This window comes from Psychrobacter alimentarius (genome assembly GCF_001606025.1).
Lineage (GTDB): Bacteria > Pseudomonadota > Gammaproteobacteria > Pseudomonadales > Moraxellaceae > Psychrobacter > Psychrobacter alimentarius.
Genome location: NZ_CP014945.1, coordinates 2,476,414 through 2,502,030, shown reverse-complemented (window position 1 = coordinate 2,502,030; position 25,617 = coordinate 2,476,414). Strand labels below are relative to the sequence as shown.

21 protein-coding genes and 1 pseudogene are annotated in these 25,617 nt (G+C 42.9%); 14 read left to right on the top strand and 8 right to left on the bottom strand.

Annotated features, from left to right (window positions below; translation table 11 throughout):
• Window positions 1-74: 74 nt before the first annotated feature.
• The 8 genes from A3K91_RS10255 (at window position 75) to A3K91_RS10220 (ending at window position 7,095) form a co-directional block, all read left to right on the top strand.
• Window positions 75-536, top strand: coding sequence for an outer membrane protein assembly factor BamE (locus A3K91_RS10255; RefSeq protein WP_062845172.1), 462 nt, complete (start codon window positions 75-77; stop codon window positions 534-536).
• Between the two features lie 329 nt (window positions 537-865).
• On the top strand, window positions 866-1,288 hold the full coding sequence (locus A3K91_RS10250) for a hypothetical protein (protein ID WP_062845171.1): 423 nt from the start codon (window positions 866-868) through the stop codon (window positions 1,286-1,288).
• Window positions 1,289-1,442: 154 nt separating this feature from the next.
• Complete coding sequence (locus A3K91_RS10245) at window positions 1,443-2,384, top strand: DMT family transporter (RefSeq protein WP_062845170.1); 942 nt, start codon at window positions 1,443-1,445, stop codon at window positions 2,382-2,384.
• Between the two features lie 181 nt (window positions 2,385-2,565).
• On the top strand, window positions 2,566-4,326 hold the full coding sequence (locus A3K91_RS10240; RefSeq protein WP_062845169.1) for a TrkH family potassium uptake protein: 1,761 nt from the start codon (window positions 2,566-2,568) through the stop codon (window positions 4,324-4,326).
• Window positions 4,327-4,449: 123 nt separating this feature from the next.
• Window positions 4,450-5,151 carry a potassium channel family protein gene (locus A3K91_RS10235; RefSeq protein WP_062845168.1) on the top strand — a complete coding sequence of 234 codons (702 nt, stop codon included), beginning with the start codon at window positions 4,450-4,452 and terminating at the stop codon, window positions 5,149-5,151.
• A gap of 44 nt (window positions 5,152-5,195) precedes the next feature.
• Window positions 5,196-5,738 (top strand): DUF3124 domain-containing protein, encoded by a 543-nt coding sequence (locus A3K91_RS10230; RefSeq protein WP_062845167.1) that lies wholly within the window; start codon window positions 5,196-5,198, stop codon window positions 5,736-5,738.
• 47 nt (window positions 5,739-5,785) lie between these two features.
• Window positions 5,786-6,199, top strand: a complete 414-nt coding sequence (locus A3K91_RS10225) for a PaaI family thioesterase (protein WP_062845166.1) — start codon at window positions 5,786-5,788, stop codon at window positions 6,197-6,199.
• Window positions 6,200-6,276: 77 nt separating this feature from the next.
• Complete coding sequence (locus A3K91_RS10220; RefSeq protein WP_062845165.1) at window positions 6,277-7,095, top strand: hypothetical protein; 819 nt, start codon at window positions 6,277-6,279, stop codon at window positions 7,093-7,095.
• A gap of 52 nt (window positions 7,096-7,147) precedes the next feature.
• On the opposite strand, the gene A3K91_RS10215 is transcribed toward A3K91_RS10220, so the two are convergent.
• The 4 genes from A3K91_RS10215 to A3K91_RS10200 all read right to left on the bottom strand — a co-directional run bounded on the left by A3K91_RS10215 (window position 7,148) and on the right by A3K91_RS10200 (window position 12,566).
• On the bottom strand, window positions 7,148-8,176 hold the full coding sequence (locus tag A3K91_RS10215; RefSeq protein ID WP_062845164.1) for a glycosyltransferase family 2 protein: 1,029 nt from the start codon (window positions 8,174-8,176) through the stop codon (window positions 7,148-7,150).
• An 89-nt stretch (window positions 8,177-8,265) separates the two neighbouring features.
• Complete coding sequence (locus A3K91_RS10210; RefSeq protein ID WP_062845163.1) at window positions 8,266-9,474, bottom strand: hypothetical protein; 1,209 nt, start codon at window positions 9,472-9,474, stop codon at window positions 8,266-8,268.
• Window positions 9,474-10,862: a glycosyltransferase gene (locus A3K91_RS10205; protein ID WP_167541800.1), complete on the bottom strand. Its 1,389-nt coding sequence runs from the start codon at window positions 10,860-10,862 to the stop codon at window positions 9,474-9,476. The genes A3K91_RS10210 and A3K91_RS10205 overlap by 1 nt, the downstream gene beginning before the upstream one ends.
• A gap of 120 nt (window positions 10,863-10,982) precedes the next feature.
• Window positions 10,983-12,566: a glycosyltransferase family 2 protein gene (locus tag A3K91_RS10200; RefSeq protein WP_062845161.1), complete on the bottom strand. Its 1,584-nt coding sequence runs from the start codon at window positions 12,564-12,566 to the stop codon at window positions 10,983-10,985.
• Between the two features lie 671 nt (window positions 12,567-13,237).
• On the opposite strand from A3K91_RS10200, the gene A3K91_RS10195 reads away from it, so the two are divergent.
• The gene (locus A3K91_RS10195) at window positions 13,238-15,595 is read left to right on the top strand and encodes an ATP-binding protein (protein WP_062845160.1); all 2,358 of its coding nucleotides are present in this window, start codon (window positions 13,238-13,240) and stop codon (window positions 15,593-15,595) included.
• Window positions 15,596-15,642: 47 nt separating this feature from the next.
• The gene (locus A3K91_RS10190; RefSeq protein WP_062845159.1) at window positions 15,643-16,584 is read left to right on the top strand and encodes a response regulator; all 942 of its coding nucleotides are present in this window, start codon (window positions 15,643-15,645) and stop codon (window positions 16,582-16,584) included.
• Between the two features lie 322 nt (window positions 16,585-16,906).
• Here A3K91_RS10190 and A3K91_RS10185 read toward each other — a convergent pair whose 3' ends face one another.
• A complete protein-coding gene (locus tag A3K91_RS10185) occupies window positions 16,907-17,209 on the bottom strand; it encodes a hypothetical protein (RefSeq protein WP_157769655.1) in 303 nt (100 codons plus the stop codon).
• A gap of 399 nt (window positions 17,210-17,608) precedes the next feature.
• Here A3K91_RS10185 and A3K91_RS10180 point away from each other — a divergent pair, with 399 nt between their 5' ends.
• The 4 genes from A3K91_RS10180 to A3K91_RS10165 all read left to right on the top strand — a co-directional run bounded on the left by A3K91_RS10180 (window position 17,609) and on the right by A3K91_RS10165 (window position 21,644).
• Complete coding sequence (locus tag A3K91_RS10180; RefSeq protein ID WP_062845157.1) at window positions 17,609-18,472, top strand: LysR substrate-binding domain-containing protein; 864 nt, start codon at window positions 17,609-17,611, stop codon at window positions 18,470-18,472.
• A 268-nt stretch (window positions 18,473-18,740) separates the two neighbouring features.
• Window positions 18,741-20,165 (top strand): aspartate ammonia-lyase, encoded by a 1,425-nt coding sequence (locus A3K91_RS10175; RefSeq protein WP_062845156.1) that lies wholly within the window; start codon window positions 18,741-18,743, stop codon window positions 20,163-20,165.
• 163 nt (window positions 20,166-20,328) lie between these two features.
• On the top strand, window positions 20,329-20,721 hold the full coding sequence (locus A3K91_RS10170) for a (2Fe-2S)-binding protein (RefSeq protein ID WP_062845155.1): 393 nt from the start codon (window positions 20,329-20,331) through the stop codon (window positions 20,719-20,721).
• Between the two features lie 161 nt (window positions 20,722-20,882).
• The gene (locus A3K91_RS10165; protein WP_062845154.1) at window positions 20,883-21,644 is read left to right on the top strand and encodes a class I SAM-dependent methyltransferase; all 762 of its coding nucleotides are present in this window, start codon (window positions 20,883-20,885) and stop codon (window positions 21,642-21,644) included.
• Window positions 21,645-21,745: 101 nt separating this feature from the next.
• Here A3K91_RS10165 and A3K91_RS10160 read toward each other — a convergent pair whose 3' ends face one another.
• The 3 genes and pseudogenes from A3K91_RS10160 to A3K91_RS10150 form a co-directional block, all read right to left on the bottom strand.
• Window positions 21,746-22,600 (bottom strand): patatin-like phospholipase family protein, encoded by an 855-nt coding sequence (locus A3K91_RS10160; protein ID WP_062845153.1) that lies wholly within the window; start codon window positions 22,598-22,600, stop codon window positions 21,746-21,748.
• Window positions 22,601-22,645: 45 nt separating this feature from the next.
• Window positions 22,646-23,038, bottom strand: coding sequence for a Cu(I)-responsive transcriptional regulator (gene cueR / locus A3K91_RS10155; RefSeq protein WP_062845152.1), 393 nt, complete (start codon window positions 23,036-23,038; stop codon window positions 22,646-22,648).
• A gap of 110 nt (window positions 23,039-23,148) precedes the next feature.
• Window positions 23,149-25,380: pseudogene (locus A3K91_RS10150) on the bottom strand (heavy metal translocating P-type ATPase); the annotation flags it as partial.
• Window positions 25,381-25,617: the final 237 nt, after the last annotated feature.

Here is a 25,617-nt window from a genome sequence, read left to right as displayed (position 1 = left end):
GACTTTATGGCAGCGCTTTTAATTGATCAATAAGCGCTGTCAGCTTACTCATAAAATATATTAAGGGATAGATAATGAAAAAATCTGTATATCGTTATAGCTTGTTAGTCACGACCGCTTTACTATTCACAGCGGGTTGTACTCAAAAAAATATCATGCCAACTTGGCATTTGACGCCTGGTGCTCAGCATGGTTCAGTGGATGCCAACAATCTTGTGTTTCCTGATGCACAAAAGGCATGGCAAAAAGGTGGCACTATTGCCACTCAAGATGATATTGCTAAGATCAAAGTGGGCACGACCAAAGATGAGATTTATAAATTAATCGGTACACCGCACTTTAGCGAAGGTTTTAATGCTCGTGAATGGGATTATATTCTCAAGTTTTATGATGCCAATAACAACGTAGACACTTGCCAATATAAAATCATCTTTGATAATACCTATGAAGGTCGTATGCGTGATGATGAGTTTGGTGCTACTGAGTTTTATTGGCAGCCAGCTTCTTGTGCCAAATATAGTCAAATCATTCGCTAGTTTTAATAAATAACCGTAGTCAAAAAAGCAAGACAGCGCATGTCTTGCTTTTTTCGTTTTATTTTAGAGAAAACAAACGCCTGAGCTTCATGACATCTTGTGTTATTTTAATGAGGATTTCATCATACATCTCAGTAGCACTGTATCGGTTTTAAAGTAAATCGACTTATTTTTCACAAAACTGTTTTGGTGTGATTGCGTATAAATACGCGCCAAGCGTCCGTGTTTCGTCTATGATGGCAGATTCTGACGGTTCTTATTTTTCTCATGTCTAAAATCCACTGTCATCTAAAAACCCCCTAAAGAATAGTATACAAAGGTTATGAGTAATGATTAATACCAAAATATATAAAGCGATTTACACCTTGGCTGAAGACTTGCTAGAAGCGGATCGCAAAGGCAATCAAGCAGAATTCGATACACTATATGCAGAGCTAAAGGCCATTTGTATTGATAACGAAAACACCGGTAAAGACCATCCAGAGCAGTGGGAGACGCTTGCAGATTTTACTGAAGACTTGGATGAAGCGTTGGTTATCTATGAAAAAGCACTGACGAAAGCGGCAGCTATAAATTCAAAAGATCATATGTCATCGATTGCGTTTTCGATGGCGGTTCTACAGCTTGAGATGGGTGACACAGAGGCTGCCATCAAAAGCCTACAGAATGCCAAAATCAGTGCCAATAAAATTGAAGACAGAGAGTTCAAAGTTGAGATAGATGAGATGCTTACTAAATTGTTGCCTGAGTAGTCGAGTCGTAAATCATAAGCGATCAATGACGAGCTTACCAGCAAGAAGGCAGGTTGTGTGGCTAAGAGTGCTATCAGTCAGATGTGCGACCAAGTAAGTAACATCGCCATGCCATTTAAAAGGTCATCTAAACGCTCACCTGATAGGATAATTGATGAGTGATGTGTCAAAACAGCAGACAAGTCACAATAAGCACGCATGGCTTATCCCTTTTACGTGCTTGTTGGTTGGGGGCGCGCTAATAGGTATCTCTACCAATTTGGCAAAATATGCGAATGAGATAGGGGTCACGCCGCTGGCTTTTTTATTTTGGTCAATCACAGGCGCAGCCATTATTTTATTGGTAGTGGCGATCATCAAAAAAGAATTACCTCCTTTAACGGCGCGCAGCTTCGAGTATTATTTTGTCGCCGCTCTGGTCAGTGTTGCCGGTTCTAATTTATTGCTATTTTCTGCTATTCCGCATGTTGGTGCCAGCTTCGTTGCGTTAATTGTCTCGCTGCCTCCGTTGCTCACTTATCTGGGTGCACTAATGCTGCGTATGGAACGCTTTAATATTATCCGTGCGTTGGGTGTGGCAGCAGCACTGACTGGGGCAGGAGTACTGGCTGTGCGTAAGTTTTCAGCACCAGATGCCAGTATCGTTTGGATTTTGCTGGCACTTTGTGGGCCTGTTCTTTTGGCAGTTGGCAATATATACCGCACGTTACGCTGGCCTGACCAAGCATCGCCGAATGCCTTAGCTCCTGGTATGTTAATAGCGGCTGCGTTACTGCTGTTTATGTGTAGCGCGTTGCCTGATTTTTCAGTCCATGTGTCGTTGACAGGATGGCTGCCCTTCGGAGTGATAGTCGTGCAAGCAGGTTTGTTTGCCGGTCAGTTTTTACTGCTATTTGTGCTACAAAAGACAGGAGGCCCCGTTTTATTGAGTTTATTGGGTTCGGTTGGTGCAGTGGTTGGTGTTCCTGTGGCTATTTTTTTGCAAGGAGAGAATCCGCCGGCAGGTTTGTTTTTGGGTGCGTCATTGATCGCGCTTGGTGTGGCTTTGGTGACATGGGGCGGGGTAAAGATGTCGGCCAAGATTGTTAAAAAATAACGTATTAGCTGATAGCGCAGGTGCATATTTCACAGTGTGACGAGGGTTTTTATCTTGCTCTATTATTTCATATTAAGTATGAGTGTTTAATAATTGGTTACGATTATCTATAATCATTTTTTGTGCATAGTAAAAAAAAGGAGTATAAATACCGTGGTTATTTCCATCATGGATTAAGGCTATGAATGCAGCCACGCGTTATCGATTGTTAAACAATTTTATGATTTTCATTAGTATTATTGGTGTCGCAGTTGCTTTATTAGATAGCGGTTTTACCTTACCCACGTGGCTACAACAAGTTTTTCATATCTTTTATTTGGCCATTATCTTTCTAGGTTTTACGCTAACCGCAGGGCGCTATCTCTATACCAAAAAACCGCTGACCTTGAGCAAGGTAGCGGTTTTTGACTTTTTTACCAGTATTGCCATTATTATCCTGTTAGGTGCGCACTTTACGGATTTGGTACGCTTAGGACTATCCGGCCCTGTTGATGGGTTTGTTGCCATAAAAATTGCAGTATTTGTCACTTTTATTCGTGAAATGTCTGATCACGATTTTAATCTCAAACGTACTTTTTTAAACCCTGCCCAGTTTTTTATCTTAAGTTTCTTGTCTGTCGTATTGATTGGCGCATTATTATTGATGATGCCCAATGCCACGACGCAGCCATTGTCTTTTATTGATGCGCTCTTTACGGCAACGAGTGCGGTTTGTGTGACGGGTCTGATTGTGGTGGACACCGCAACCTATTTTACGACTTTTGGGCAAGTCATCATCATGGGACTGATACAAATCGGTGGACTCGGTATTTTGACGTTTGTGACGTACTTTAGTTACTTCTTTAAAGGTGGCGTCAGTTATGAGACGCAGGCGAGTATTAGTGAGATGTCGCACATGAGCGGTATGAGTGATGTGGTCTCGACACTCAAATCTATCTTATATGTTACCTTTGTCGTTGAGGCCGTAGCGGCCGCACTTATTTATGTCAGTATCTACAATATCGAAAGTATGGACTGGTCAGAGCAGCTGTTTTTTTCTGTTTTTCATGCCGTTTCGGCTTTTTGTAATGCGGGGTTCTCTACATTTAGTGCTGGACTGTACGATGATTCGCTACGCTTCAATTATCCATTACAACTGATCATTGTGACCACTTTTATCTTTGGTGGTATGGGTTTTACGATCGTGGTCAACGTACTGCGTTATTTGCGTTATCGTGCCCAGCGACTGCTATATCGTAATGATCAGCGCTGTGCCTATCAGCCTTGGTTGCTTAATATCAATAGCCGTATTACCTTGATTATGACAGGTGCGTTATTATTGATCGGGGTTATTGGGGTGATGATTTTTGAGTACAACAGTGTACTTGCTGAGCATACCAGCTTTTTTGGTAAGCTCGTCACAGCGTTTTTCACTGGTGCGACGCCACGAACCGCTGGATTTAATAGCGTTGATATGGGGACGCTTGCGTTTCCAACGATTATGCTGACGATATTTTTAATGTGGATTGGTGCATCGCCCAACTCAACGGGTGGTGGTATCAAGACCAGTACGTTTGCCATTGCGCTATTGAATACTTTAAGTCTGGCGCGTGGACAGAACAAGGTAGAAGTATTCAAACGACAAATCGCTGAGATATCTATTCGTCGCGCGTTTTCTATCATGTGGTTGTCATTACTTGTCATCGGTACGGGCGTGACGCTTATCAGTTACGATCAACCAGAACTTGATTTGATAAAAGTGGTCTTTGAGTGTTTTTCAGCGTATAGCACAGTTGGTCTTAGTTTGAACTTGACAACGGAGCTATCAGATTTTAGTAAAATCGTGGTTTCTGTCATTATGTTTGTTGGGCGGGTGAGTATGCTGACCATCTTTATCGCGCTACTCAAAAACAGACGTCCGCGTCATTATCATTATCCGACAGAAGAGATTACGATTAACTAACGGGCAGTAAATAGGCTGTCAGTTAGGGGTCAGGGTGGTGGTTTTAGATTTAACAGTTTATTTAACAGTCGCTAAATCAGACGGTTAAAGGGTTTAAAAAATAACGAAACAAGGCTTAAGGTCATGAAATATATCATCGTAGGATTAGGCAATTTTGGCTCATCGTTAGGAATAGCACTGACCCGTCAAGGTCATGAAGTGATCGCCATTGATAGTAGTATGCAAAAGGTTGAGGCCTATAAAGAAGTCATTTCTCATACCATTTGTATGGATGCAACAGATGAGTATACCGTGAAAGGTTTACCCATTAGCGATACCGATATTGTTATCGTGGCTATTGGCGAAGACCAAGGCGAGAATGTGATGGTGACGGCTTTATTTAAAACCTTAAAAGCCAAGCGTTTGATCAGTCGAAGTATCAATCCATTACACGAAAAAGTTCTGCAAGCCATCGGGGTGGATGATCTTATCCATCCCGAAAAAGAAGCGGCCAAGCGCTGGGCAAAAAGGCTGTCGCTGCGTTACTTTGTAGACTCGTTTGAGCTGAGTGATCACTTTAGCCTGGTAGAAATTAGCATTCCAAGAACGCTGATTGGTCAAAGTGTGGGTAAGCTAGAATTCGAGCAAAAGTTTAATATTCGATTGCTTAGTACCCTGCGCTATGAGTATTATGAAGACAGCTTTGGTCGTACGCAAAGCAAACCAAGCATTCGAGGATTGGCGATGCCTGAGCAAATATTGCAAGATAAGGACGTACTGGTCATCTACGGCGCAAACGATGACATCAACCAGTTTTTGCGTAGCGTTGGTGTCAAAATAAAATAGACGATTGCGATGGCAGTGACGTAAAACGGCAAAAGGGAAAACTTATGAATAAGTACAATATGTCCATCTTATTGATCGCGACCACGGCACTATTATCAGGCTGTGGTCAGTCTGCGCAAGATCCCAATGTTGTCTTATCAGAGAGCCATGAAGATCCGATTGAAGCATTGGAGATGATATCGGATGTGGATCACAGTCGGCTTAGCTACAAGCAAACCTTTTATGTGCCGATTTATTCAGACATTTATACCGACAGAGACAATCGCAAAGTCCTATTGTCGGCGACGCTAAGCGTCCGTAATACCACTTTAGATAAGTCTCTCTACGTCAATAAGATTGATTATTATGATACGGGTGGTACTTTAATTAAATCTTATTTGACCAAGCCTATAAAGCTTCCTGCGATGGCAACGCTGAATTACATTGTTGAAAAAGAAGAAGACAAAGGCGGTTCAGGTGCCAATTTTATCATCGAAGTTGAAGGCGTTGATGAGACAGTCAAACCTGTTATTGAAGCGGTTATGATTGGTAATTTTAGCAATAAAGGCTTTGCGTTTAGTACAGAGGGTACACCCGTTGTACATTGATGAATCAGGATAGCAGTCTCTAATAAAAAAATCGCTAAGGGAAGAGCATGTCTGCAACTAAAGAAGAAATCACGGCCTTTATGGCAGTAGAGTTCCCACAAACCAAATGCGTCGTTGAATCAGTGGATGAGATGGGGGCAACCTTATCGCATGATATCGGCATCAACGAGCTGCGTCCTGGCGGTACGGTATCGGGACCTGTGCTCATGAGCATTGCCGATGTGGCTATCTATGTGGCGATACTTGGTAAGATTGGCATTGTACCATTGACAGTGACAACAAGCCTCACCATCAATTTTTTGCGTAAACCTTCAGCAGAGGCGCGTATCATTGCAGAGTGTACGTTAATGAAAGTCGGACGCACGCTCATAGTGGGGGAGGTGTCGCTTTATTCAGAAGGAACAAGCGACTTGGTGGCTCATGTTGTGGGTACGTATTCTGTACCGCCTAAGCTCGCTTAACGGCTCTCAGAGAAAATCCAATGGCACACGATGCTTGATGGGTATGTAATAGAGTATTGATATCAAATAGGACAAAAATGGCGCACATAAAAACCTCGATACCTTCAAATGATCGTTCACTATCACAAGATAGCGAAGCCAATATAAATAATATCAGTACAGAACAGGCTGCTTTTACAAGTTTGCCCACCAATATTCAAACTGCCTTAGCGCAAAACAATCGCCTTGTATTTATCGCCAATAATCCATCGATTGGTACGGATCAACTTGAGGCATTATTGCAGCCTGACGATGTGTTGGTGTTATTCAATCACTTTATACATGCAGAGTTTTTTGCCAACCATCCGCTCGCCAGTACACTACCCAAGCTATTGTTTTTTCGTCAAATTGGTGACAGTAAATTGCATTTTGGCTTGCCGCCGCGCAGCAATAATGTGTCGGTCATCAAGCGCATGGCAAAGTCAGCACCTTTAGGCATCTTGCTGAGCAATCAGTCTTATCAATTTCCCTCGCTAGATGACGATCCAAGTCCGCATGATGATCCCATCACTGATGAGCGTATACTAACTGTCCCATCATCTGTGCAAGCGTTGCTACAAAACACGCAGCATCACGGTGTTTTATCAGAGCAGCATCCAGTCGTTGCTGATTATCCATGCTTTACCGATATTCACTCATCGGCACCTTCGTCAGGGTTTCTACTGTATCGATTGTTGCTTGCGGCTCGAACGCATTTGCAGCACATTCAAAACACAGAGTTGCCATTGAGACTGTTGATGCTTGGGTTTAATGATAACGATAAGACGGCTCATTTTTGGCAAGGGCATAATTGGGAGTTTGAACGCCAAGAGATGAGCGCACCGCCGCCAGAAGTAGAAATCATTCGCCAATACTAGCTATGTAAGATCGGTTATTCAGAACGAATCAGTCAATGATAGGCATCTTACATCAAACGTATGCTGCGTGAGGGCAATGAGCAGATTCTATTTCAGCATGACTGGGCTTACGTATCAGAGTAATTGGGGTTGACTGGTTGGCTTGCCAATTGATCAGTCCCATGTCTGCAAACGACAAAAGCCATCCATCCATCGGCCAGCATTGCCATTTATCATAGAAGCGATTGGCGTTAATGACAATACTGTCTAAATGATTGAGCGGCGGCCTATAGACACTATGCTGCTGGTGATAAACCACATCAGCCGTGAGATAAAAATCAATATTCAGCTGGCGTGCGGTAAACGCCAAGTCCGTGTCTTCTGCCCCATAACCTGTATATTGGGTGTCAAATCCGCCAAGTTGCTCAAATTGCTGGCGAGTAATAGCAAAGCATAAGCTCCAAAATGCGCCATAATCGTCAGTTTTTTTCATTGCTGTTTTTTTAGTCGCAGTTTGATTCAGGGCTAAAGGAATAGACTCATTATCATCAAAATTATCACGATAAGGGTTATATACAGAGAGCCTATTCAAACAATTCATAGAGAGCGTACCGCATTGTAATTTGCTGCTTTCTTCTTCTGATAATGGCCGCGTCAGATAGCGCGGTTGCCCCATCAATAGCCCATTCGGTTGCGCTTGCAGTTTAGCACTTAACTGCTCAATAAACGTCGGCGCGACGATACAATCCACGTCTAAAAATATTAGCAAATCATGAGTAGCGCGAGCAGCTCCCAGATTGCGATTGTGACCAATATCAAATCTTGTCTTGGTAGGTACGTCGGACATATTGTCAGTTGACGCATTGATGGTTGTGGGAATTTGTACGATGTTTAAAGGGAACTTAGCCAAGCACTGAGGATCAGCATCATCATTGACAATAATTACTTCATCAGGCTGTATGCTGCCATGCGTGAGGCTGGCCAATAAGTTGTAAAGGTGACGGTTTCGTCCATAACAAGTCGTGATAACAGTTACTGGTTTACGATTGAGACTCGTATCTGAATTGATCGTAGATATAGGAATGGTTGTTTTTATTGTCATCGCTCATTACCGTTATTTTATAATAGGTCTAAGATTCAAAGGATTAAAATTCAAAGGGTTAGTTATTAGAGTGGCAGACTAAAATGACGTTAAGCCTCAGGGCGCAACCCAAGTTGCGGCAACAGCCATTCGTTGAACCAAGATTTAGCGGTCGAGTAGGTGATAATGCTGTCCATCAATGCCTGAGCCGCAAACGAGTCTTCAGTAGGGAAAAATGACGGTCTATCATCATTCAAGTTATCTTGTGTTTGCGAAGCAGTGATTTTGGTAGGATAAGCGGAGGTAGATTCAGCACTCATCGAGTATACGAATTGCTCCCAGCTCAATGCACGCCCTTGGTCTATCAACGCCTGCGCCATGGTTGCTTGCTCTTGGTGTGGACGCTCATCAGGCAAGACCACAAGCGGCGTTGTACAATAATAGGCTTGCGCCACGGCATTGAGTCCACAGGCCATCAGCAAATAATCACTGTAATACATAAATGGTGTCACATCATTCACGTGAATAGCCACATCAACGTAAGCTCTCAAGTCATTATCTATCGGTCCAAGCGATATGATAAAAGCGTCAGGTAATAAACGGCGCAGCTCAGGCAGTTTTGCGTCAATGGCTTCATGTCCGCCGTAGCCTTTAATGACAGTGATGATGGGTTTGGTTGCAAATGAAGAGATAACGTTTGGATGGTCGGCAGTCAGTGTCGTCAGCGTTTTGATAAAGTCCTGATGGCTTGATATGTCGTTTTTGGTGAGATTGATAAAATCAAGGTACACTGTTTTTTGACGTACCCAACTGGGCGTCATTGCCGCTTCGATCGCTTGAGGATAAGGGGCTAGTAACGCAAGCGCGCCAGCAAAAGCCTCAAGGTGAGGTGTATCGTCCCGAAGGCCCGGTAGCCTCACGTAGAGATAGGGAATACTTACCGTTCGGCATAGCATGGCCACTTCAACGCTAACATCAATAATCATCAAGTCAATGTCGCGCTGCACAATCGTATTTAGTATTTGATGGCTACGCTTTTGAATATCAGCATTACCAATAGGAGAGTAATGTAGACTTGCTGGTTGCCAATACTTGCCTGCGCGTCCTTTTAAGACGTCATCTGTACGCTCATCCTCTGGATAAAGGCGGACAATCTGCTGCTCATCAATAGCGCTAAAAGCATACGCTTCTGGAGCCAAGCTGGTAAATACAGTTAATTGCTGCCTTTTTTGAATCGGTAGTAGAGCGGCAAGCTTGTCTATTTGTCGGCAGTGACCTGACCCATGATGATGTGCATAATAGCCAATACGCAGCATCATTATTCTCCATAGGCCATAGTAGTGAGGTCATTAGTTGAAGCAGTCAATTGCTGTCTTTCATCCCTTAAATGGTTAAAGGTATTTGGTATCTGCCTAACATCATTATTTTGAGCATTGCTTTGAATACTCTCTTGCGCATCGGCGTGAGTGCTGGCTTGAACGCTTTTTTGTCCATTAGACTCAAATATCTGCTGCTTGTTACTTACCGCTGTTTGATATAACGCAAGGTAGCCTTCCACCATCGCTGATACGGAACAAAACGCCACAGCGCGATTGCGACAAGCTTGACGTGATATGTGTTTAATTTCAGAAAAGCCTCTTATAAAAGCGGCTTTGTCCTCTTTTGGCACGATGATACCTGTATCTGGTGTGACGATTTCTGCACTGGCACCTACGTTAAAGCCAATGACAGGCGTACCGCAAGCCAGACTTTCTGCCAGTATCAACCCATAAGGTTCATCCCAAGTGCTTGTAAATAGCATGGCTGTCGCTTGGCACAAATACCGATTTACTTCATCTTTTGTGACATGACCCACATAGTCAAACAGTGGTGACTCGTTGTATTTGCAGTCTTCTGCCAATAAGGGTGCCACGTACTCGTTGAAGTACTCTTCGTTACTTTTCGGCCCAGCAATGATGAGTTTTTTACCTGCTTCCATACAGTATTGCATTGCCAAATGCGTGCCTTTTTCGGGACAAATGCGTCCGTACCAAAAGTAACTTTCATGCTCGCTATTGGCATCGCTAGCAGTATCAACGTCGATATTGGCTACAAAAGACGCCACATCGATTCCGTTATAAACCACCTGTGAGGGTACGAATTCAGAAAAAAGCTGCTGCTGATGTTGACTGATAGCCGTAAACTGAGTCTTGGTACCATGACGTAACGTCAGAAGCGCCAAGCGCAGCTGGGGAAATATAGGCGTGTGGAAAGTCGTAAAAAAGCGCTCACCAAACGCTTGACCGGTCATCATTGGGATATGGTGCAGACTGTGATTGTGAACAATATCAATCTCACCGCGCGCATCACGATCGATCAGATCACGTAATGCGCTTTGATAGACCAAATACTGATACAGCTCCTCGCGGCTCATCCCTAAGGATTCATGCTCATTATCATAGACTGTCGCATCGAATTCATCTCGCGTTAAGAAGGGGACTAATGTCGCCTGTGTTTGACTGTCTTCATGCGCATAAAGCAATACCTCATGACCTTGCGCTTCCATCTCATCACATAAAAGCTGGGTAATCATTTCAAGGCCACCCGCATATGGCTGGGCGATTGGGTATAGGCAATGAGCGATGATGGCTATACGCAGTGGTCGGTTTGGAAGAGTAGTAGGACGAATCTCAGCAAGATTAGCAGTCGTTAAAAAATCAGATGACATGTCACAAGACATAAGAACCTCAAAAGAAAAAATAGCAATGAATGTACGCTAAAAATGAATCAAAATAAGTACTAAACAATCAGTACCACGTTTAAAAAACAGATATAAAGGTTTGTACGTCTAGTAATTGATGGTTTTTTTATCTTCAAAAACTGCTGTGATATCAGCTGTTTTTATAGGTTTGATTTGCTTATGTAAAGTGGTGATAGCAGGTTTTGATTTGGTGCTGATACTGGGTGCTTTTTGCTCGGTAGCAACAAAATTATCCATCGCCACTCTTGCCGCTGCCAGCTTCAACAAACAGACAGTCATTGCACAGAAGAACAATATGGGTGAATAGAGCGGTGAAAAAGGCGCGACACAGATCGCTGTTATGAGGTTTAGGGTCAGCAGCAGTTTTGGTAAGGCGGCAATATTTGCCAGTTGCACAGAACGACTGGTCTGAATAAATTCTTGCTTTGGTGTACATATAAAGGGCTTGGTACGTCCCCACAGCACGGGTAACCACGATAGTGCGCCAAGCTCCCAAAAGTTGAGATGCATCAGCCATGCCCGCAATTTTGTATGCGTGCTGGTCTGGTGGTTTTTATCAATTTGCTTGTTAAGCGGTGATTCATCATGACAGTACGCCCACAAACGCCTGCCCAAAAAGATCGCGTAACTGGTATACACCAAATATAAAGGCGTGAGCACAGACATATCCAAGTGACGATTGAAAAGTGATATGCCAATTACTAACAAGGCGCATATTTGCAAAAAGATAAAAAACCCTGTGAAATTGATCCAAGCACTGAGCTGTGAGAGGTGAGCACGCGTATAAGCTAGGCGCTCACTCACACGTAATGGGCTGTCAGATTCTTTGGCTGACAAGAAAAACGGCTTCGCTGCATAATCTTGCAATACTTGCATGTTGCCATAGATCCAGCGTCGACGCTGAGACATCAAATCGTTCAACGTATTGGGCAATAAACCAGTGGCAATAACTTGTGGTATAAATTTACTGTGAAAGCCTTTTTGGTGCATGAGGACACCCATCTGCGCATCTTCGGTAATTGAAGCCCCCGACCAACCGCCCAAATTTAAAAGCGCTGAGCGGCGGATAACTGCATAAGTCCCTGTCGATAATGCACGATCTTGATTGAAAGGGCGATATAAATGATGGTTGAAGTAATGATTCAGTTCGCTCTGCGTATCCACTTGCCCACCATTGCGGTAAAACTGCGGGAACTGAAGTAAGGAGTGTTCAGGATGGCATTTGATCGCATCGGCAATGGATGATCTTGCCTGTGGTAACGCTTGATAGTCACTATCGACCACCACGAGATAGCTACAGTTTGGATTCATCAGTCCCAATGCCAAATTCAATGCACCTGCCTTAAAACCTGCGACAGCGTCGATATGATAAAAATGCACTTGCTGCGTGGGATCTAAGCTGGCACAAAACGCGGCCAATGGTCGATATAGTGAGGTTGCCGTATTATTATTATCGATAATAATGATTTCGTCTTGAGGTGCTTTAACAGCAAGTAGGGATTGAATGGTAGCAATAACCAGTGCTGGTGGTTCAGCGCGTGTCATGAGTTGAAAGCTTAAACTAGGCTCTTGGCTAGCTGGGGAATGCGTTTCTTGTAGCGATTGTTTTATAGAAGTGCTCGCTATATTTTTTAGTATTTTTTTACGAGGTACTCCATTGCTGACCAACATAATCTGTCCCTATATATCATCTAATATGTACTGCTTCATGAGCAATAATTACGAAATATAAATATGCAATTATCTGATTGATTATTATTGGCATATCCAATATGAAAAGTATCATAGCCTAGGGTTTGACAATACATTACTACTTAAGTGTTTAATAAACTTCAATAATGTAAGTCTGAGTAATTATTGTAAAATTAAAAATATTTACATAATCATTACTACTGCTCAAAATTTTTGGAAAATAAGAAAGAGATTAATATCGATAGATTAAATTTAAGACAAAGTAATTAAGAAATAAGAATATTAGAGAATATGAATATTTGGAAAGTGAATGGATCTAATATATAGGTAAGTTGCAGTCCTACTTTTATTTGCATAATCATAGTTAGTTGTATATTTATTATGTGATATGAATTTCAATCTTGTTGTCTTTTAAGTTGCCCTCACTTTTTCAACAAAAAGTATTTAGTATTAATACTCCTAAAACCCTCAATCCGCGCTAGGATTGCTGTCTTCTATCAATTTGTGTGTCTTTTGTCACTATATTGTCATAACCACATCGTATCCTTAAGCCCATTATAAATTGCTGTTTATCAACCTTTATCGCTCCTCCATTGCTGGATGCCGATCCTAGGAAGTACAGACGTAGCACATACAGATAGGGTGTTTTTATGAGTGGAGCTGGTCGGCTCGGTAGTATCACCACACGTATGCTGATTATCTTAGCATTGGCGTTTGCGCTCATTACTATGATGGTGTATTGGGTCATTGAAACCCAAGGAAAGCCACGCATATTGGCAATGACATCGGAAACTGTGGTTGAAACTGGTAATGAAGTGATCAACAGCATCATGACGAGTATCAATCACGTCGATGGCTTGGCAAAAGCGACCAGTGCCATAGCTGGCGGATTGCCCAAACAGGACGCTTTGTATAAAGAGGCTTTTAATAACCTCATGAGCCAAACCGATCAGAGAATCGTGGGCGGGGGTGTGTGGTTTGATCTCAACACATATACTGAGGGACGAGATCGCAAATCATTTGTGTGGATGCGTGATCAATCTGGTGTCATGCAGCAGACAGAGCGCTACAATCAGGTGCTGCAAACGCCCAATGCATATTATCGAGACTGGTGGTACATCCCTGCAATGTATGCGCGTCATGATCATTGTGTGTGGAGCCGAGCGTACTTTGATCCGGTGAGCAATCAGCCAATGATGACCTGTGCTAAAGCCTTGTATGACAGTCGCAATCAAGCCTTTGACGGGGTAGTGACGTTCAATCTGCTGCTCGATAACCTCGATACAGCCATGAAAAAATGGCAAGAAAAGCTTGGTGGTTACGTATTTTTAGTAGATTTGGACAATCGGTTTTTAACGTTTCCTGACCAATCTATTGTCACTCAAGTGACCGAAAACAACCCTCAAGGCGAGATGGTGACCGCGCATCAGTTGGCAGAAAAAACGCCTGGTTTTGCGCCCATTGCTGATAGTCTGGATAGTATCAATCAAACGCTTATTGATGAAGCCGTTGCCAAAGACGAGAACCGTTATACGTTGGCAGCACGCAGTATTTTGAGTACCACCAATGTGGGTAAAATCAGCGAGCAAGAGTCTAAGCTGCTCTCAGCGCTGCTCCTACTAAACATCGATCAGACCTTTAATTTGGTAGACAGTCATTTAGTGGACACCATCGATGTACCCAATGATTTTGTATTACAAGAGCCTGCCACCGCTTTCGTGTTTCGTATGCCATTCACTTATTGGAAAATGGTCATTGTCAAACCAAACAGCGACATGATGAGTGTTGCCAATGCGCTGTCTAATCAGCTCATTCAGGCAATGCTATTGGGTTTTCTGCCTATTTTGCTTCTGACCGCATGGGTGTTCCGTCGCTATTTTACTCGACCGTTAAAGCGTATGGCCTCGGCAGTAGCAGACATGGGCGCTTTGATTGAACAAAAACAATATCAAAAACTCAGCGATCACAAATTGCCCAATTCCAATGTGAGTGAGATTCAAATCATCAGCGATCAGACCAACCAGTTGATTGATCGGGTTGTCGAAAACGAAGGCGCGCTTGCCGAAATCAATGTCCATCTCGAAAAGCAAGTCGCCGCTCGTACTCAAGATTTGCAGCAGGCGATGGATGAGTTAAAAGCCTCGCAAGTACAGCTGGTACGCTCTGAAAAAATGGCCACGCTCGGACAAATGGTGGCAGGCGTGGCGCATGAGGTCAATACACCACTCGGTTATGTACGTAGTAACATGGAATTGGTTGGTGACAATCTGGTGCGCTTTGATGAACTGCTCAGCCATACCGATCAATTATTACAAGCGCTAAAAACACCTGATGCGAACCAAGAACAAGTAGCACAGCTTATCGATCAAACCTTGCAGTGCTGTGAAGAAATCAAAGCAGACGAGGTGAGTGAGGACTTGGCAGATCTCATCAAGGATGGATTATACGGTGTCGATCAGATTGCGGAGTTGGTACTTAGCTTGCGCGACTTTTCTCGAATCGATGAGTCCAAAGTAAAGGACGTCGATATCAATGACTGTATCAATACTTCGCTCGTCATGACACGCAACAACCTTAAGAGCATGGCGGTTACGACCGATTTAGCGCTGCTACCTTTGGTGCAATGCAATCCTTCTCAAATCAATCAGGTGTTGCTGAATTTATTCAACAATGCCGCTCAAGCCATCAAACCTGACCGTAAAGGTGAGTTGCACATTATCTCATCTGTCGATGAAGCACAGCAAAAAATAATGGTTCAAGTCGCCGACAATGGGCAAGGCATCAATGAAAGCACATTGGCGCGTATCTTTGAACCATTTTTCACCACCAAAAAAGCAGGTGATGGTACAGGCTTAGGACTTGCCATCAGCACTCAAATTATGGAGCAGCATGGCGGCAGTATCAACGCTCATTCGGCCGTGGGCGAGGGCACAACTTTTACCATTATGCTGCCGATACAGCCTAAATCTCGTGAAAATAAACCCTCACAAGCTTTGTTCGAAAGTTGAGATGTTTCTAACCATTTACTTAAAGAAATTTACTTAAAGAGGGTGTCATGCAAAAACCAAAGATCGCTTTTATCGACGATGAGCCGCGCATTTTACGCAGTCTAAAAATGCACTTTCGTCAGTCACATGACGTGTTTATCACCACGGATGCCAATGAATTGATGCAGTATGTCAATGAGCATGAAGTGCAAGTGGTCATCAGTGACCAGCGCATGCCAGATAAGCAAGGCACCGAAGTATTGCGCGAGGTTAAAGAAGCCTCACCCAATACCATTCGTATTTTGCTGACAGGTTACGCCGATCTTAATGCAGTGATTGATTCAGTCAATGAAGGTGAAATCTATCGTTATATTACCAAGCCGTGGCAAAATGACGAGCTCAAAAAGGTCGTCAACAAAGCCACCGAGATTGCCCAGCAAACGCAGGATATTTTACAAGAGCCTAGCCAAGCAGATGATATTCAGCACAGTGCAGCATACAGTAGCAATACCAAACGCAACATTTTGGTGTTAGACGATAATGAAGATATCTATCAACAAATGAAGCAGCATTTCAAGCATACCTATAGTGTCAGTTGGGCAAGCAACCTTGAGCAAGCAGCAAAGCTATTACAGAAAAAGAGTTTTGGCGTTACGATAACCGATGCCACACTGAATGGTGAAAACATCACGCCCATCGTTTATGCATTAAAAAACATTCAGCCTGATCTGATGGTGTTGATGCTGACGGAATTTAAAGACGCACATATGGTGATTGACCTGATCAATAAAGGTCAGGTATATCGTTGTCTGCCGCGCCCGACCAATTTCACGATGATGAGTATCAGCCTTGATCGCGCCTTTGACCATCATGAAAAATTGGTAAAACAGCCCATATTGGCTACCCGGCATCATGTTGAAGAGGTAACAGAGTCAGAAGCATTTAGCTTTTCTGACAGGCTTAAGGGTTTTTTTAACAAATTCAGAGGGTGGCGTATCAGTCGACAGTAATACGGTCGATTCTAAATAAAATAGAACCAGTTTGGTCGAAATAAAATAGCCACGTGCTACTGGTATGAATGCTTCTTGCGTGCTGCTAAACAGAGGCGGCGCAACATTCATACCAGTAGCACGGTATCGGTTTTAAAATAAATCAACTATAGTCAATCCAGTATAAAATACATACAGTGCTGCCAACGTCATATTTTCTTGCTTGCTGTGCCTTCGCAGACAGAGGCGACGAAAATATATCGTTGGCAGTCCAGCATCATTGTTGTACCTTTTTTATTTAGGATTAGCTATATAACAAACGGCGCAAAATAATCGCCCGTTCTTAAGCCATTTCTATCACCCCAATTTTTTTCTCCAGCTCTATGATTTGTAGCTTATAACTTTTATAGTCATCTTTTTGGTTCACCTCTTTTTTCTTCACCGCTTTTTGAGAGATAAGGCTGTATAGCGAGGTCAACCCTTTTTTAATGCTTTTGATTTCTTTTGAGGATAGACTCATATTCTTATCAAAATCAGGAGATTTGATTTTTGCGCATAATTCAAAAAGCGTCAGGTTAAAGTTTTGATAGTGCTGCTGTATGAAGTCTTCTGTTGACTGGTTGCTATATTGAATGTTTTTTTGCATCAAGATAAGTAAAGCGCTATCAATCAAATTCTTTTCATAATCTGTCAAACACAGGTAACTGCTCATTATATCGACTCGCTGTTATCGCAATAGAAATCTTCATAGATATCAGTAAAATACGATGACCGTATATACTGTTTTTATCGTGGATTAAAAGTGTGTCACATCACTGGTAATCCAAAAGAATCCACGCATTCTATAGAACAAAAATGAACGTATAATGACAATCGATGAGGTAAAAGCACGCTACTGGTATCAACTTCTCTTGCGTACTGCCAACATCATACTTTTGTAGTCCCTGTCGGCAAAGGCACAGCGAACAAAAAAATATAACATTGGCAGCAGGGTATCATTGTTGTACCTTATCTGACCGTGGTGATAATAAGTGTGGTGACATCAATGATAAGAGAGCTTAAAACCTTTGTAGCCGTTTGCGAATTGGACAGTTTTGCCGCGGCTGCTCGGCATATCAACCTGACCCAATCGGCGGTCAGTGCCCAGATTAAAACCTTAGAAGATAATTTGGGATTGTCATTATTTACCCGCTCTGCCAGAGCCATCACGCTCAACCCGCAAGGCACCCGTATTTTGCCTATTGCCAAAGAGATTTTGGCGCTTTATGCCACCATGCAGCTGCCTTCAGATACTGACATTGCGAGCTACTATGGACAGCTTAGAATTGGCGCTATCAATTCAGTACAAGTGGGTATTTTACCCGAAGCGCTAAAGGCGATTACTCTGCTCGCCCCATTAATGCAGACAGAGATTGTCCCTGGACGTGCTATAGAGTTATTTGAGAAACTCGAAGTCGGGGAGATAGATGCGGCCATTACCATACAACCCTCTTTTGCCTTGCCAAAAGACATCGTGGCCCAGTCTATTATGACCGAACCTTATGTACTTATCAGTCCCAAAAAATGGCCGTTTCATAGTGTTAAACAAACGCTTGAGCAGCATCCATTCATCCATTACAGCTTGCAATCCTCAGCAGGGGCAAAGCTCAGTAAGTTTTTTAAAAAACAAGACATCAAGGTCAATACCATCATGGAGATTAATGACTTAGATGCCATTGTTAGGATGGTGGAGTCAGGTTTGGGCGTGGCCTTGATACCTTATGCTGGACTCTGGATTCGCAGTGCAGCGCCCGTACAAATTCATTATTTGGGCGATAACAGCTTGGTTCGGGAGGTGGTGCTGGCGTATCGGTATGCGGATCGTCAGCAGCCACAGATCAATGCCTTACAGCAAGTGCTGGGACTGTGAGCTATCCCAAGACATGTATCTTACACATATCAATGCTCAGTAGAGCAAGCGTATCTGTAACATAATTTGCTAAGCACGAATATTTTTGGGGCTGAGAGCAGAATATTTACGTTTTTCTCGCGCTCTATTCTCAGTTACGATGACTCTGCTTTTTAGTAACGCCAAGACTTCTTAAGTACATAAAGCTTCAAGTACATAAATTTTTAAATACATAAGTATGGTGCGTTAACTGATTTAACTGACCTCATCTCCAAGAAGACCAAAAAATATGAAAAACATCGACAACCTGACTGATGACAACACCCCAACTCGTATTGAGAAAGATTTATTGGGCGAACAAGCCGTTCCTGCAGCGGCTTTGTATGGTATTCAAACACAGCGCGCGTATCAAAATTTTAATATCACTGGCACGCCAATCAGTCATTTTCCGGATTTGATTAAAGCGCTGGCCATGGTAAAAGCAGCTGCTGCCAAGGCCAACTATCAGCATGGATTACTCACTGAAGATAAACTTGGCGCCATTACCGAAGCGTGTACGGATCTGATCAATGGCGAGCATCATGATCAATTCATTGTCGATCTCATCCAAGGCGGGGCAGGCACGTCAACCAACATGAATGCTAACGAAGTCATTGCTAATATTGGCCTAAAAAAAATGGGCTTTGAGTATGGTCAATACCGTCATTTGCACCCCAATAATGATGTGAACCGCTCTCAATCGACCAATGATGTCTATCCTAGCGCGGCACGTTTAGCGATCGTGTTTGCAGCAAAACCACTGAAAGCAGCCATTCTTAACCTACAACAAAGCTTAGCGGCTAAAGGACAAGCATTTGGCGGTATCCTCAAGATGGGTCGCACCCAATTACAAGATGCGGTGCCGATGACGCTCGGTCAAGAGTTCAATGCTTTTGCCAGTGACGTGGGCAGTGAAATAGCGCAAATCGAACAAGCTTGCTTGCAATTGTGCGAATTGAATTTAGGCGGCACCGCTATCGGTACAGGTATCAATGCGCCTAAAGGCTATGCCAGTTTGGCAATTGAGGAGTTGGCTGATATCAGTGGTTTGCCAGTGACACTTGCTGATGATCTGATAGCAGCCAGCGCTGATATGGGTGCCTTTATTACGTTTTCTGGTGCGCTCAAGCGTCTATCCATCAAATTATCTAAGCTAAACAATGACTTGCGTCTATTATCGAGCGGGCCACGCACAGGGTTGGGCGAAATCAATCTACCTGCCATGCAGCCTGGCTCGTCTATTATGCCAGGTAAGGTCAATCCAGTGATTCCTGAAGCCATGAACCAAACGGCATTTCAGGTGATGGGTACGGACACGACGATTACTATGGCAGCAGAAGCAGGACAGTTACAGCTGAACGCAATGGAGCCGCTGATTGTCTATAACCTATTGAACAACGCGCGTCTGTTAGAAAAGTCGATTCGCATGTTGGATGATCTGTGCATCAAAGGGATTACGGCCAATGAAGCCCGCTGCGCACAGCATGTCGAAAATAGCATCGGTATCGTGACGGCACTGGTGCCACATATTGGCTATGAAAACGCAAGTCGTATCGCAGGACATGCATTACTAAGTGGGTCAGGCGTGGCGGAGCTGGTCAAACAAGAAAAACTACTTAGTGACGAAGAGCTAGCAGCGATTTTATCACCTGATACGATGGTCAGTAGTATATAAAGATCATTGATATAAACATATTTTGCCACGAGAATTAGCATCGACTGAGGTTAGTTAGGCTTTCATAAAAAAGGGACATTGATTGGTCCCTTTTTTATTTGTGAGTTGTTTTGTTAGAGTCGCATATCAACAATAAAAAAATGATAGGGGAAAATGGAGAGAAATGGTGGTCAAAAACCTTTTTGCCAATCATTTGGCTTTACTATGGCAGGTCATGGTTGATGTGACAAAAATTCATCCGCGCATTTTGTGGGAAAACACAGCAGTGCGGGTATATTCGCTATATGAGAAAAAAATTACCACCACATCTCCAATCATCCAAGAAAAAGTCAAACAAGATTATGCGTATTTGATAAAGGAAGCTGCGCCTGAGATATTTGGTATCGATCATAATCCATTAAAACGCTATGACGTTAAAAAAATAAAACTGACTGAGGATAGCGGCTTAATTCGATTAAGAAAAAGTTGCTGCTTTTATTATAAAGCCACTGATCCCATAGAGTATTGTAGTAACTGTCCATTGTTGGTCGTGAAGCCTAAGAAGAAAAAGAGGTAGAAGCTGTGACCTAGTGTTTTATAGGTATAACACTATGGATGTTAATGGTTTGATCTGCTTTGAGTGAGCTATAAACAGGCTTAGGATACACAAATAAGTGGTGTTTCTAAGCTATATCGCGAACTATGATATAAGTACAAAACCAAACAATGGATGAAAGCATGAAAGACTTAGCGTTTAAAGATCATTTCTCCAAAGGTTCTGAAGGGTATGCCACTTATCGCCCTTCATATCCTCTTGAACTAATAGATAAGCTTGCTGAACTATGTGCTGCTCAAAACCGTGTGCTAGACTGTGGGTGTGGTACAGGACAGCTTTCTGTATTGTTGGCCGAAAGGTTTGACGAAGTGATTGCCACTGATGCAAGCTCAGCCCAAATCGCCAAAGCCAAAAAGAAAGACAATGTGATCTATCGAACCGCGCTGGCTGAGCAAAGTGGATTGGCAGATGAATCAGTAGGTTTGATTACCGTTGCTCAAGCAGCGCATTGGCTAGACTTAGAGAAATTCTATAAAGAAGTGACGCGTATAGCTAGACCTAATGGTGTTTTAGCTCTAATTACCTATGGTGTTTTGCATGTAGAAGGGGCAGTTGATGCCCTTGTTCAGCAGTTTTATTATCAAACCATTGCACCGTATTGGCCAGCAGAACGACAGCATGTAGAAAATAGTTATCAAAGCTTGCCTTTTCCATTTGCAGAAATCAAAGTACCTACTGTCAATATGCAAGAGTTTTGGAATTTAGACGAACTCATTGGCTATTTTAATACGTGGTCAGCCGTCAAAGAAGCCAACAAGGTACTGGGCTTTAATCCAGTCGATCAGCTTAGAGTCGTTTTGCTACCTGAATGGGGACATCCTGAAACCAAGAAAAAAATCACTTGGCCATTATCCATTCGTGCTGGCAAAATAAAGAATCAATAAGTTTGGAGAAGGTAAGGTAGCGATAGATATTTTGTAGGCATCAAAAAGGCTCATTGGCTTGTCCTAATAATATGGCATCGGTTTTTGCCCCACTCTCTAGGTTAAAGCTTATGCCAATCTTCAAGCGCTTGGTATCCAGCTTCCAGTCCTATCTCATAGCTATAACGGATTTTGGCTTTATTTTTGGACAATCGACTCGCCATATTTTTTAAGTCAGGTGGACAAACCTCTAAAAGCTTCTGTGATGATGGAGTCTGTAAAAATTGTACCGCATCATTGTAGCGCTGGGTTCGTGTTAATAGACTTTGGGAAAAGCCAGATTGCTGCTTAGCAAAATATTTGGCCAATAGCTGATCGCCTTTGCGGCTTGATTTAGCGTAGTTTTGCGGGCGCGTACGTATGACCATGAGCTTGGCGACATGGTCTTGTTTAGCTGCCCAATGTACAGGCAAAGCATCCGCTACACCACCGTCAAAATAAGGTTCGCCGCATATCTCGACCGCTTGCCGAGTCAGTACTGGGATAGAACTTGAAGCTCTTAATCCATCCAAAATATTGTCTTTAGACGCTTTGATATAAGTGGCTTCTCCTGAGATAGCATGCGTCAATACCATGTAAAATTCCGCAGGATTGTCAAATAACTGTGCTTGATTCAGTGGATATTCCTGTTCGACTACGTTCCACATCCACTTTAAATCCAGTAAGTCACCACCTCTAAAAAAACGACCATAGTGGATAAATTCAGATCGGAGGGAGTGATCTAAGTAAATGTGTAGGGTACGACCTTGTTGTGCTGCCAAATAGTTAGCAACGTTGGTTGAACCTGAAGAAACTCCCACACAAAGATCAAAAGGATTGAATTGTTGTTCTAAAAAGGCGTCTAAAACACCACTGGTAAATGCGCCACGCATGCCGCCGCCTTCAACCACTAGGGCTTGTCGATGTTGTGCTAGCATTGAAAACCTCGAGTCAATGATGAGTATATTCTGGTGAATATTTTTCTATTTGCTTTGTTCTAGATCTTTTAGTATGGCACAATCTGCGTTTTCATCACCTGAGCAATGATCAGCAGAGAGCTGTAACGAACTTACGATATCTTGTAATTGAGCTATTTTTTGGTTTAAAGTTTCTATATGCGTCAGGGTCAATTGTTTCACATCCGCACTCTGCCGATCTGTGTTTTTCCACAAATAGAGCAGCTCTTTCATCTGTTTGGAGGAAAAACCCAAATCGCGAGCTTGTCTTACAAAGCACAAGTTTTTGATATCTTGCTTAGAGTATATGCGATAACCTGCATTCGAGCGTTTTGCGCTATCAAGCAATCCTATCTGTTCATAATAGCGAATCATTTTGGGGGAGATTCCTGATTGCTCTGATGCCTGACCGATATTCATATCTGTCCTCCTGATATAAAAAGAGTGAAAGCCAAACGACTATTTTGCACAGCGACTTTAAATAGCGGTTTTAACCCTATATAGCGACTTTAATCCTATATTAACAGTGTCTACGCTTTAATCGCTGGTATCTGAAAATACTTTAAGCGTAAGGCGTTACCTAATACAAAAACAGAGGACAGTGCCATTGCGCCTGCGGCAAAAATTGGTGACAACAAAATTCCAAAGGCTGGATATAAGACCCCTGCGGCAATTGGAATTAAAGCAACATTATAGAAAAATGCCCAAAATAGATTTTGTTGGATGTTTTTGATGGTGGCCTTACTTAAGGCAATTGCATTAAGAACCCCTTGTAGACTACCCGACATTAATACCACGTCCGCTGCTTCGATCGCCACATCTGTCCCTGTCCCAATCGCCAGACCAACATCCGCTTGAGCGAGAGCAGGGGCATCATTAATTCCATCGCCAACGAAAGCCACTTGTCCATACTGTTGTTGTAATTGGCGTAACGCATCCACTTTGCCATCAGGCAGCACTTCTGCGACCACTTGGTCAATATGTAATTTTGCTGCAATTGCTTGCGCAGTATGCCGATTGTCGCCTGTAATCATGGCTACTTTCAAGCCCAATTGATGCAAACCTGTAATAGCGGCATAAGTGGTGTCCTTGATGGGATCTGCAACGGCAATAATGGCTGCCAACTTTTGGTCAATCGCGACATAAAGTGGGGTTTTACCTTCTTGTCCTAAGCGTGCCGCTTCATTTTTGAAGGGTGTGATATCAACTGCCAACTGCTGCATATAACTATCAGCGCCGATGTAGATAGCCTGATCTGCAACTTCTGCTTTGATTCCTAATCCAGTCACCGACTCAAAGGCGGTAATGGATAATAAATGGAGATCTTTCTGTTCTGCGGCCTGAACAATGGCCACCGCAATTGGATGCTCAGACTTTGCTTCGACCGATGCCACAATGCGCAAGACTTGCTCATGATCGAACCCTTGCTGTACATAAAAATCTGTCAAGGTTGGTTTACCTTGAGTCAATGTGCCTGTCTTATCCACAGCAATGACTTCAACGTCCCGCAAAGCTTGTAATGCTTCTCCTTTACGGAACAACACCCCCATTTCTGCACCGCGACCTGTACCAACCATGATAGAGGTAGGGGTTGCCAATCCCATTGCACAGGGACAAGCAATAATTAGGACAGCAACTGCATTGACAAGAGCAAACGTCAATGTAGGCTCAGGACCAAAAACAAACCAGAGCATAAAAGTTAGAGCGGCTAAGAGTAATACGATGGGTACAAACCACATGGTGACTTTATCAACCAATGCTTGAATCGGTAATTTAGCGCCTTGAGCCTGTTCAACCATACGAATGATTTGCGCCAATACCGAAGAGTCGCCAATGTCAGTGGCTCGAAAATTCAATGTGCCATTTTGATTGACGGTTCCTCCTACCACTTGATCACCTATTTGCTTTTTGACAGGAACTGGTTCACCTGTGATCATGGATTCATCAATGTAGCTTTGACCTTCAACCACTTCACCATCGACAGGAACACGATCGCCAGGACGAATCTCAACGATCATTTCTTTGGTCACTTCTGCAATAGGTACTTCAATCACTTGTCCATTATCGTAAACACGCGCTGTTTTTGCTTGCATGCCTACTAGATATTGAATGGCTTGAGAGGTACGTCCTTTGGCTTTTGCCTCAAAATAACGCCCTAACAATATCAAACTCACAATCACAGCTGCCGCCTCGTAATAGACATTCACAGTGCCTTCGGGTAAGATTTTTGGAGCAAAGGTTGCTATTAGAGAGAAGCTATAAGCTGCCAATGTACCAACCGCTACCAATGTATTCATATCTGGGGCTAAGCGCCATAATGCTGGAATGCCTTTTTGATAAAAACGCCTCCCTGGAAAAACGAGTACCAGCGTCGTCAAAACACATTGAATCAGCCAGTTTGATTGCGTACCGATATTTTGCATGACCCAATTATGAAAAGCGGGAATCATATGGGAACCCATTTCTAGAACAAAAACAGGTACGGCCAAAATCAAAGAGATGATTAAATCTCGTTTGAGCTGCTGCTGTTCCGTGGCTTTCTTATCTTTTTGTTCACTCTTATTTTGCTCAACCTGCTTAGCATGGTATCCCGCTTTTTTGATCGCTTGAATCAGATCACCACTATTTATCTGAGTATTACCTTGCACCCATGCTTGTTCGGTAGCAAGGTTGACGTTAGCTTGTTGTACACCTTCAACCTTTTTTAATGCTCTTTCTACTCGTCCCACACAGGAAGCACAGGTCATGCCTTCAATCGAGACGATCTCGCTATAAAGATAAGGCTTAGTGTTTTTTGGATTCATAACAACCTCTATCATTTCAATCTGTTATCAATAGCATATAGGTTGACATGATGGTAAGGTCAAGCCTGCTTTTCAAAAAATATGTTTGACCTTGCCATCAATGATAAGACTTAAGCTTTGTCATGAAATAAACACTCATTTGGAGAGAGGGGATGAAACTACAAATTGGAAATATGAATTGTGGCAGTCTGTTTT

Excerpts from the sequence above, each read along its gene's own strand:
- A3K91_RS10170 (WP_062845155.1), top strand. The coding sequence starts at position 20,329 with ATGGTGGTCAAAAACCTTTTTGCCAATCATTTGGCTTTACTATGGCAG.
- A3K91_RS10205 (WP_167541800.1), bottom strand. The coding sequence starts at position 10,862 with ATGTCATCTGATTTTTTAACGACTGCTAATCTTGCTGAGATTCGTCCT.
- A3K91_RS10245 (WP_062845170.1), top strand. The coding sequence starts at position 1,443 with ATGAGTGATGTGTCAAAACAGCAGACAAGTCACAATAAGCACGCATGG.
- A3K91_RS10165 (WP_062845154.1), top strand. The coding sequence starts at position 20,883 with ATGAAAGACTTAGCGTTTAAAGATCATTTCTCCAAAGGTTCTGAAGGG.
- A3K91_RS10190 (WP_062845159.1), top strand. The coding sequence starts at position 15,643 with ATGCAAAAACCAAAGATCGCTTTTATCGACGATGAGCCGCGCATTTTA.
- A3K91_RS10220 (WP_062845165.1), top strand. The coding sequence starts at position 6,277 with ATGGCGCACATAAAAACCTCGATACCTTCAAATGATCGTTCACTATCA.
- A3K91_RS10250 (WP_062845171.1), top strand. The coding sequence starts at position 866 with ATGATTAATACCAAAATATATAAAGCGATTTACACCTTGGCTGAAGAC.
- A3K91_RS10215 (WP_062845164.1), bottom strand. The coding sequence starts at position 8,176 with ATGACAATAAAAACAACCATTCCTATATCTACGATCAATTCAGATACG.
- A3K91_RS10160 (WP_062845153.1), bottom strand. The coding sequence starts at position 22,600 with ATGCTAGCACAACATCGACAAGCCCTAGTGGTTGAAGGCGGCGGCATG.
- A3K91_RS10240 (WP_062845169.1), top strand. The coding sequence starts at position 2,566 with ATGAATGCAGCCACGCGTTATCGATTGTTAAACAATTTTATGATTTTC.
- A3K91_RS10185 (WP_157769655.1), bottom strand. The coding sequence starts at position 17,209 with ATGCAAAAAAACATTCAATATAGCAACCAGTCAACAGAAGACTTCATA.
- A3K91_RS10230 (WP_062845167.1), top strand. The coding sequence starts at position 5,196 with ATGAATAAGTACAATATGTCCATCTTATTGATCGCGACCACGGCACTA.
- A3K91_RS10235 (WP_062845168.1), top strand. The coding sequence starts at position 4,450 with ATGAAATATATCATCGTAGGATTAGGCAATTTTGGCTCATCGTTAGGA.
- A3K91_RS10210 (WP_062845163.1), bottom strand. The coding sequence starts at position 9,474 with ATGATGCTGCGTATTGGCTATTATGCACATCATCATGGGTCAGGTCAC.
- A3K91_RS10200 (WP_062845161.1), bottom strand. The coding sequence starts at position 12,566 with ATGTTGGTCAGCAATGGAGTACCTCGTAAAAAAATACTAAAAAATATA.
- A3K91_RS10225 (WP_062845166.1), top strand. The coding sequence starts at position 5,786 with ATGTCTGCAACTAAAGAAGAAATCACGGCCTTTATGGCAGTAGAGTTC.
- A3K91_RS10180 (WP_062845157.1), top strand. The coding sequence starts at position 17,609 with ATGATAAGAGAGCTTAAAACCTTTGTAGCCGTTTGCGAATTGGACAGT.
- cueR (WP_062845152.1), bottom strand. The coding sequence starts at position 23,038 with ATGAATATCGGTCAGGCATCAGAGCAATCAGGAATCTCCCCCAAAATG.
- A3K91_RS10255 (WP_062845172.1), top strand. The coding sequence starts at position 75 with ATGAAAAAATCTGTATATCGTTATAGCTTGTTAGTCACGACCGCTTTA.
- A3K91_RS10175 (WP_062845156.1), top strand. The coding sequence starts at position 18,741 with ATGAAAAACATCGACAACCTGACTGATGACAACACCCCAACTCGTATT.
- A3K91_RS10195 (WP_062845160.1), top strand. The coding sequence starts at position 13,238 with ATGAGTGGAGCTGGTCGGCTCGGTAGTATCACCACACGTATGCTGATT.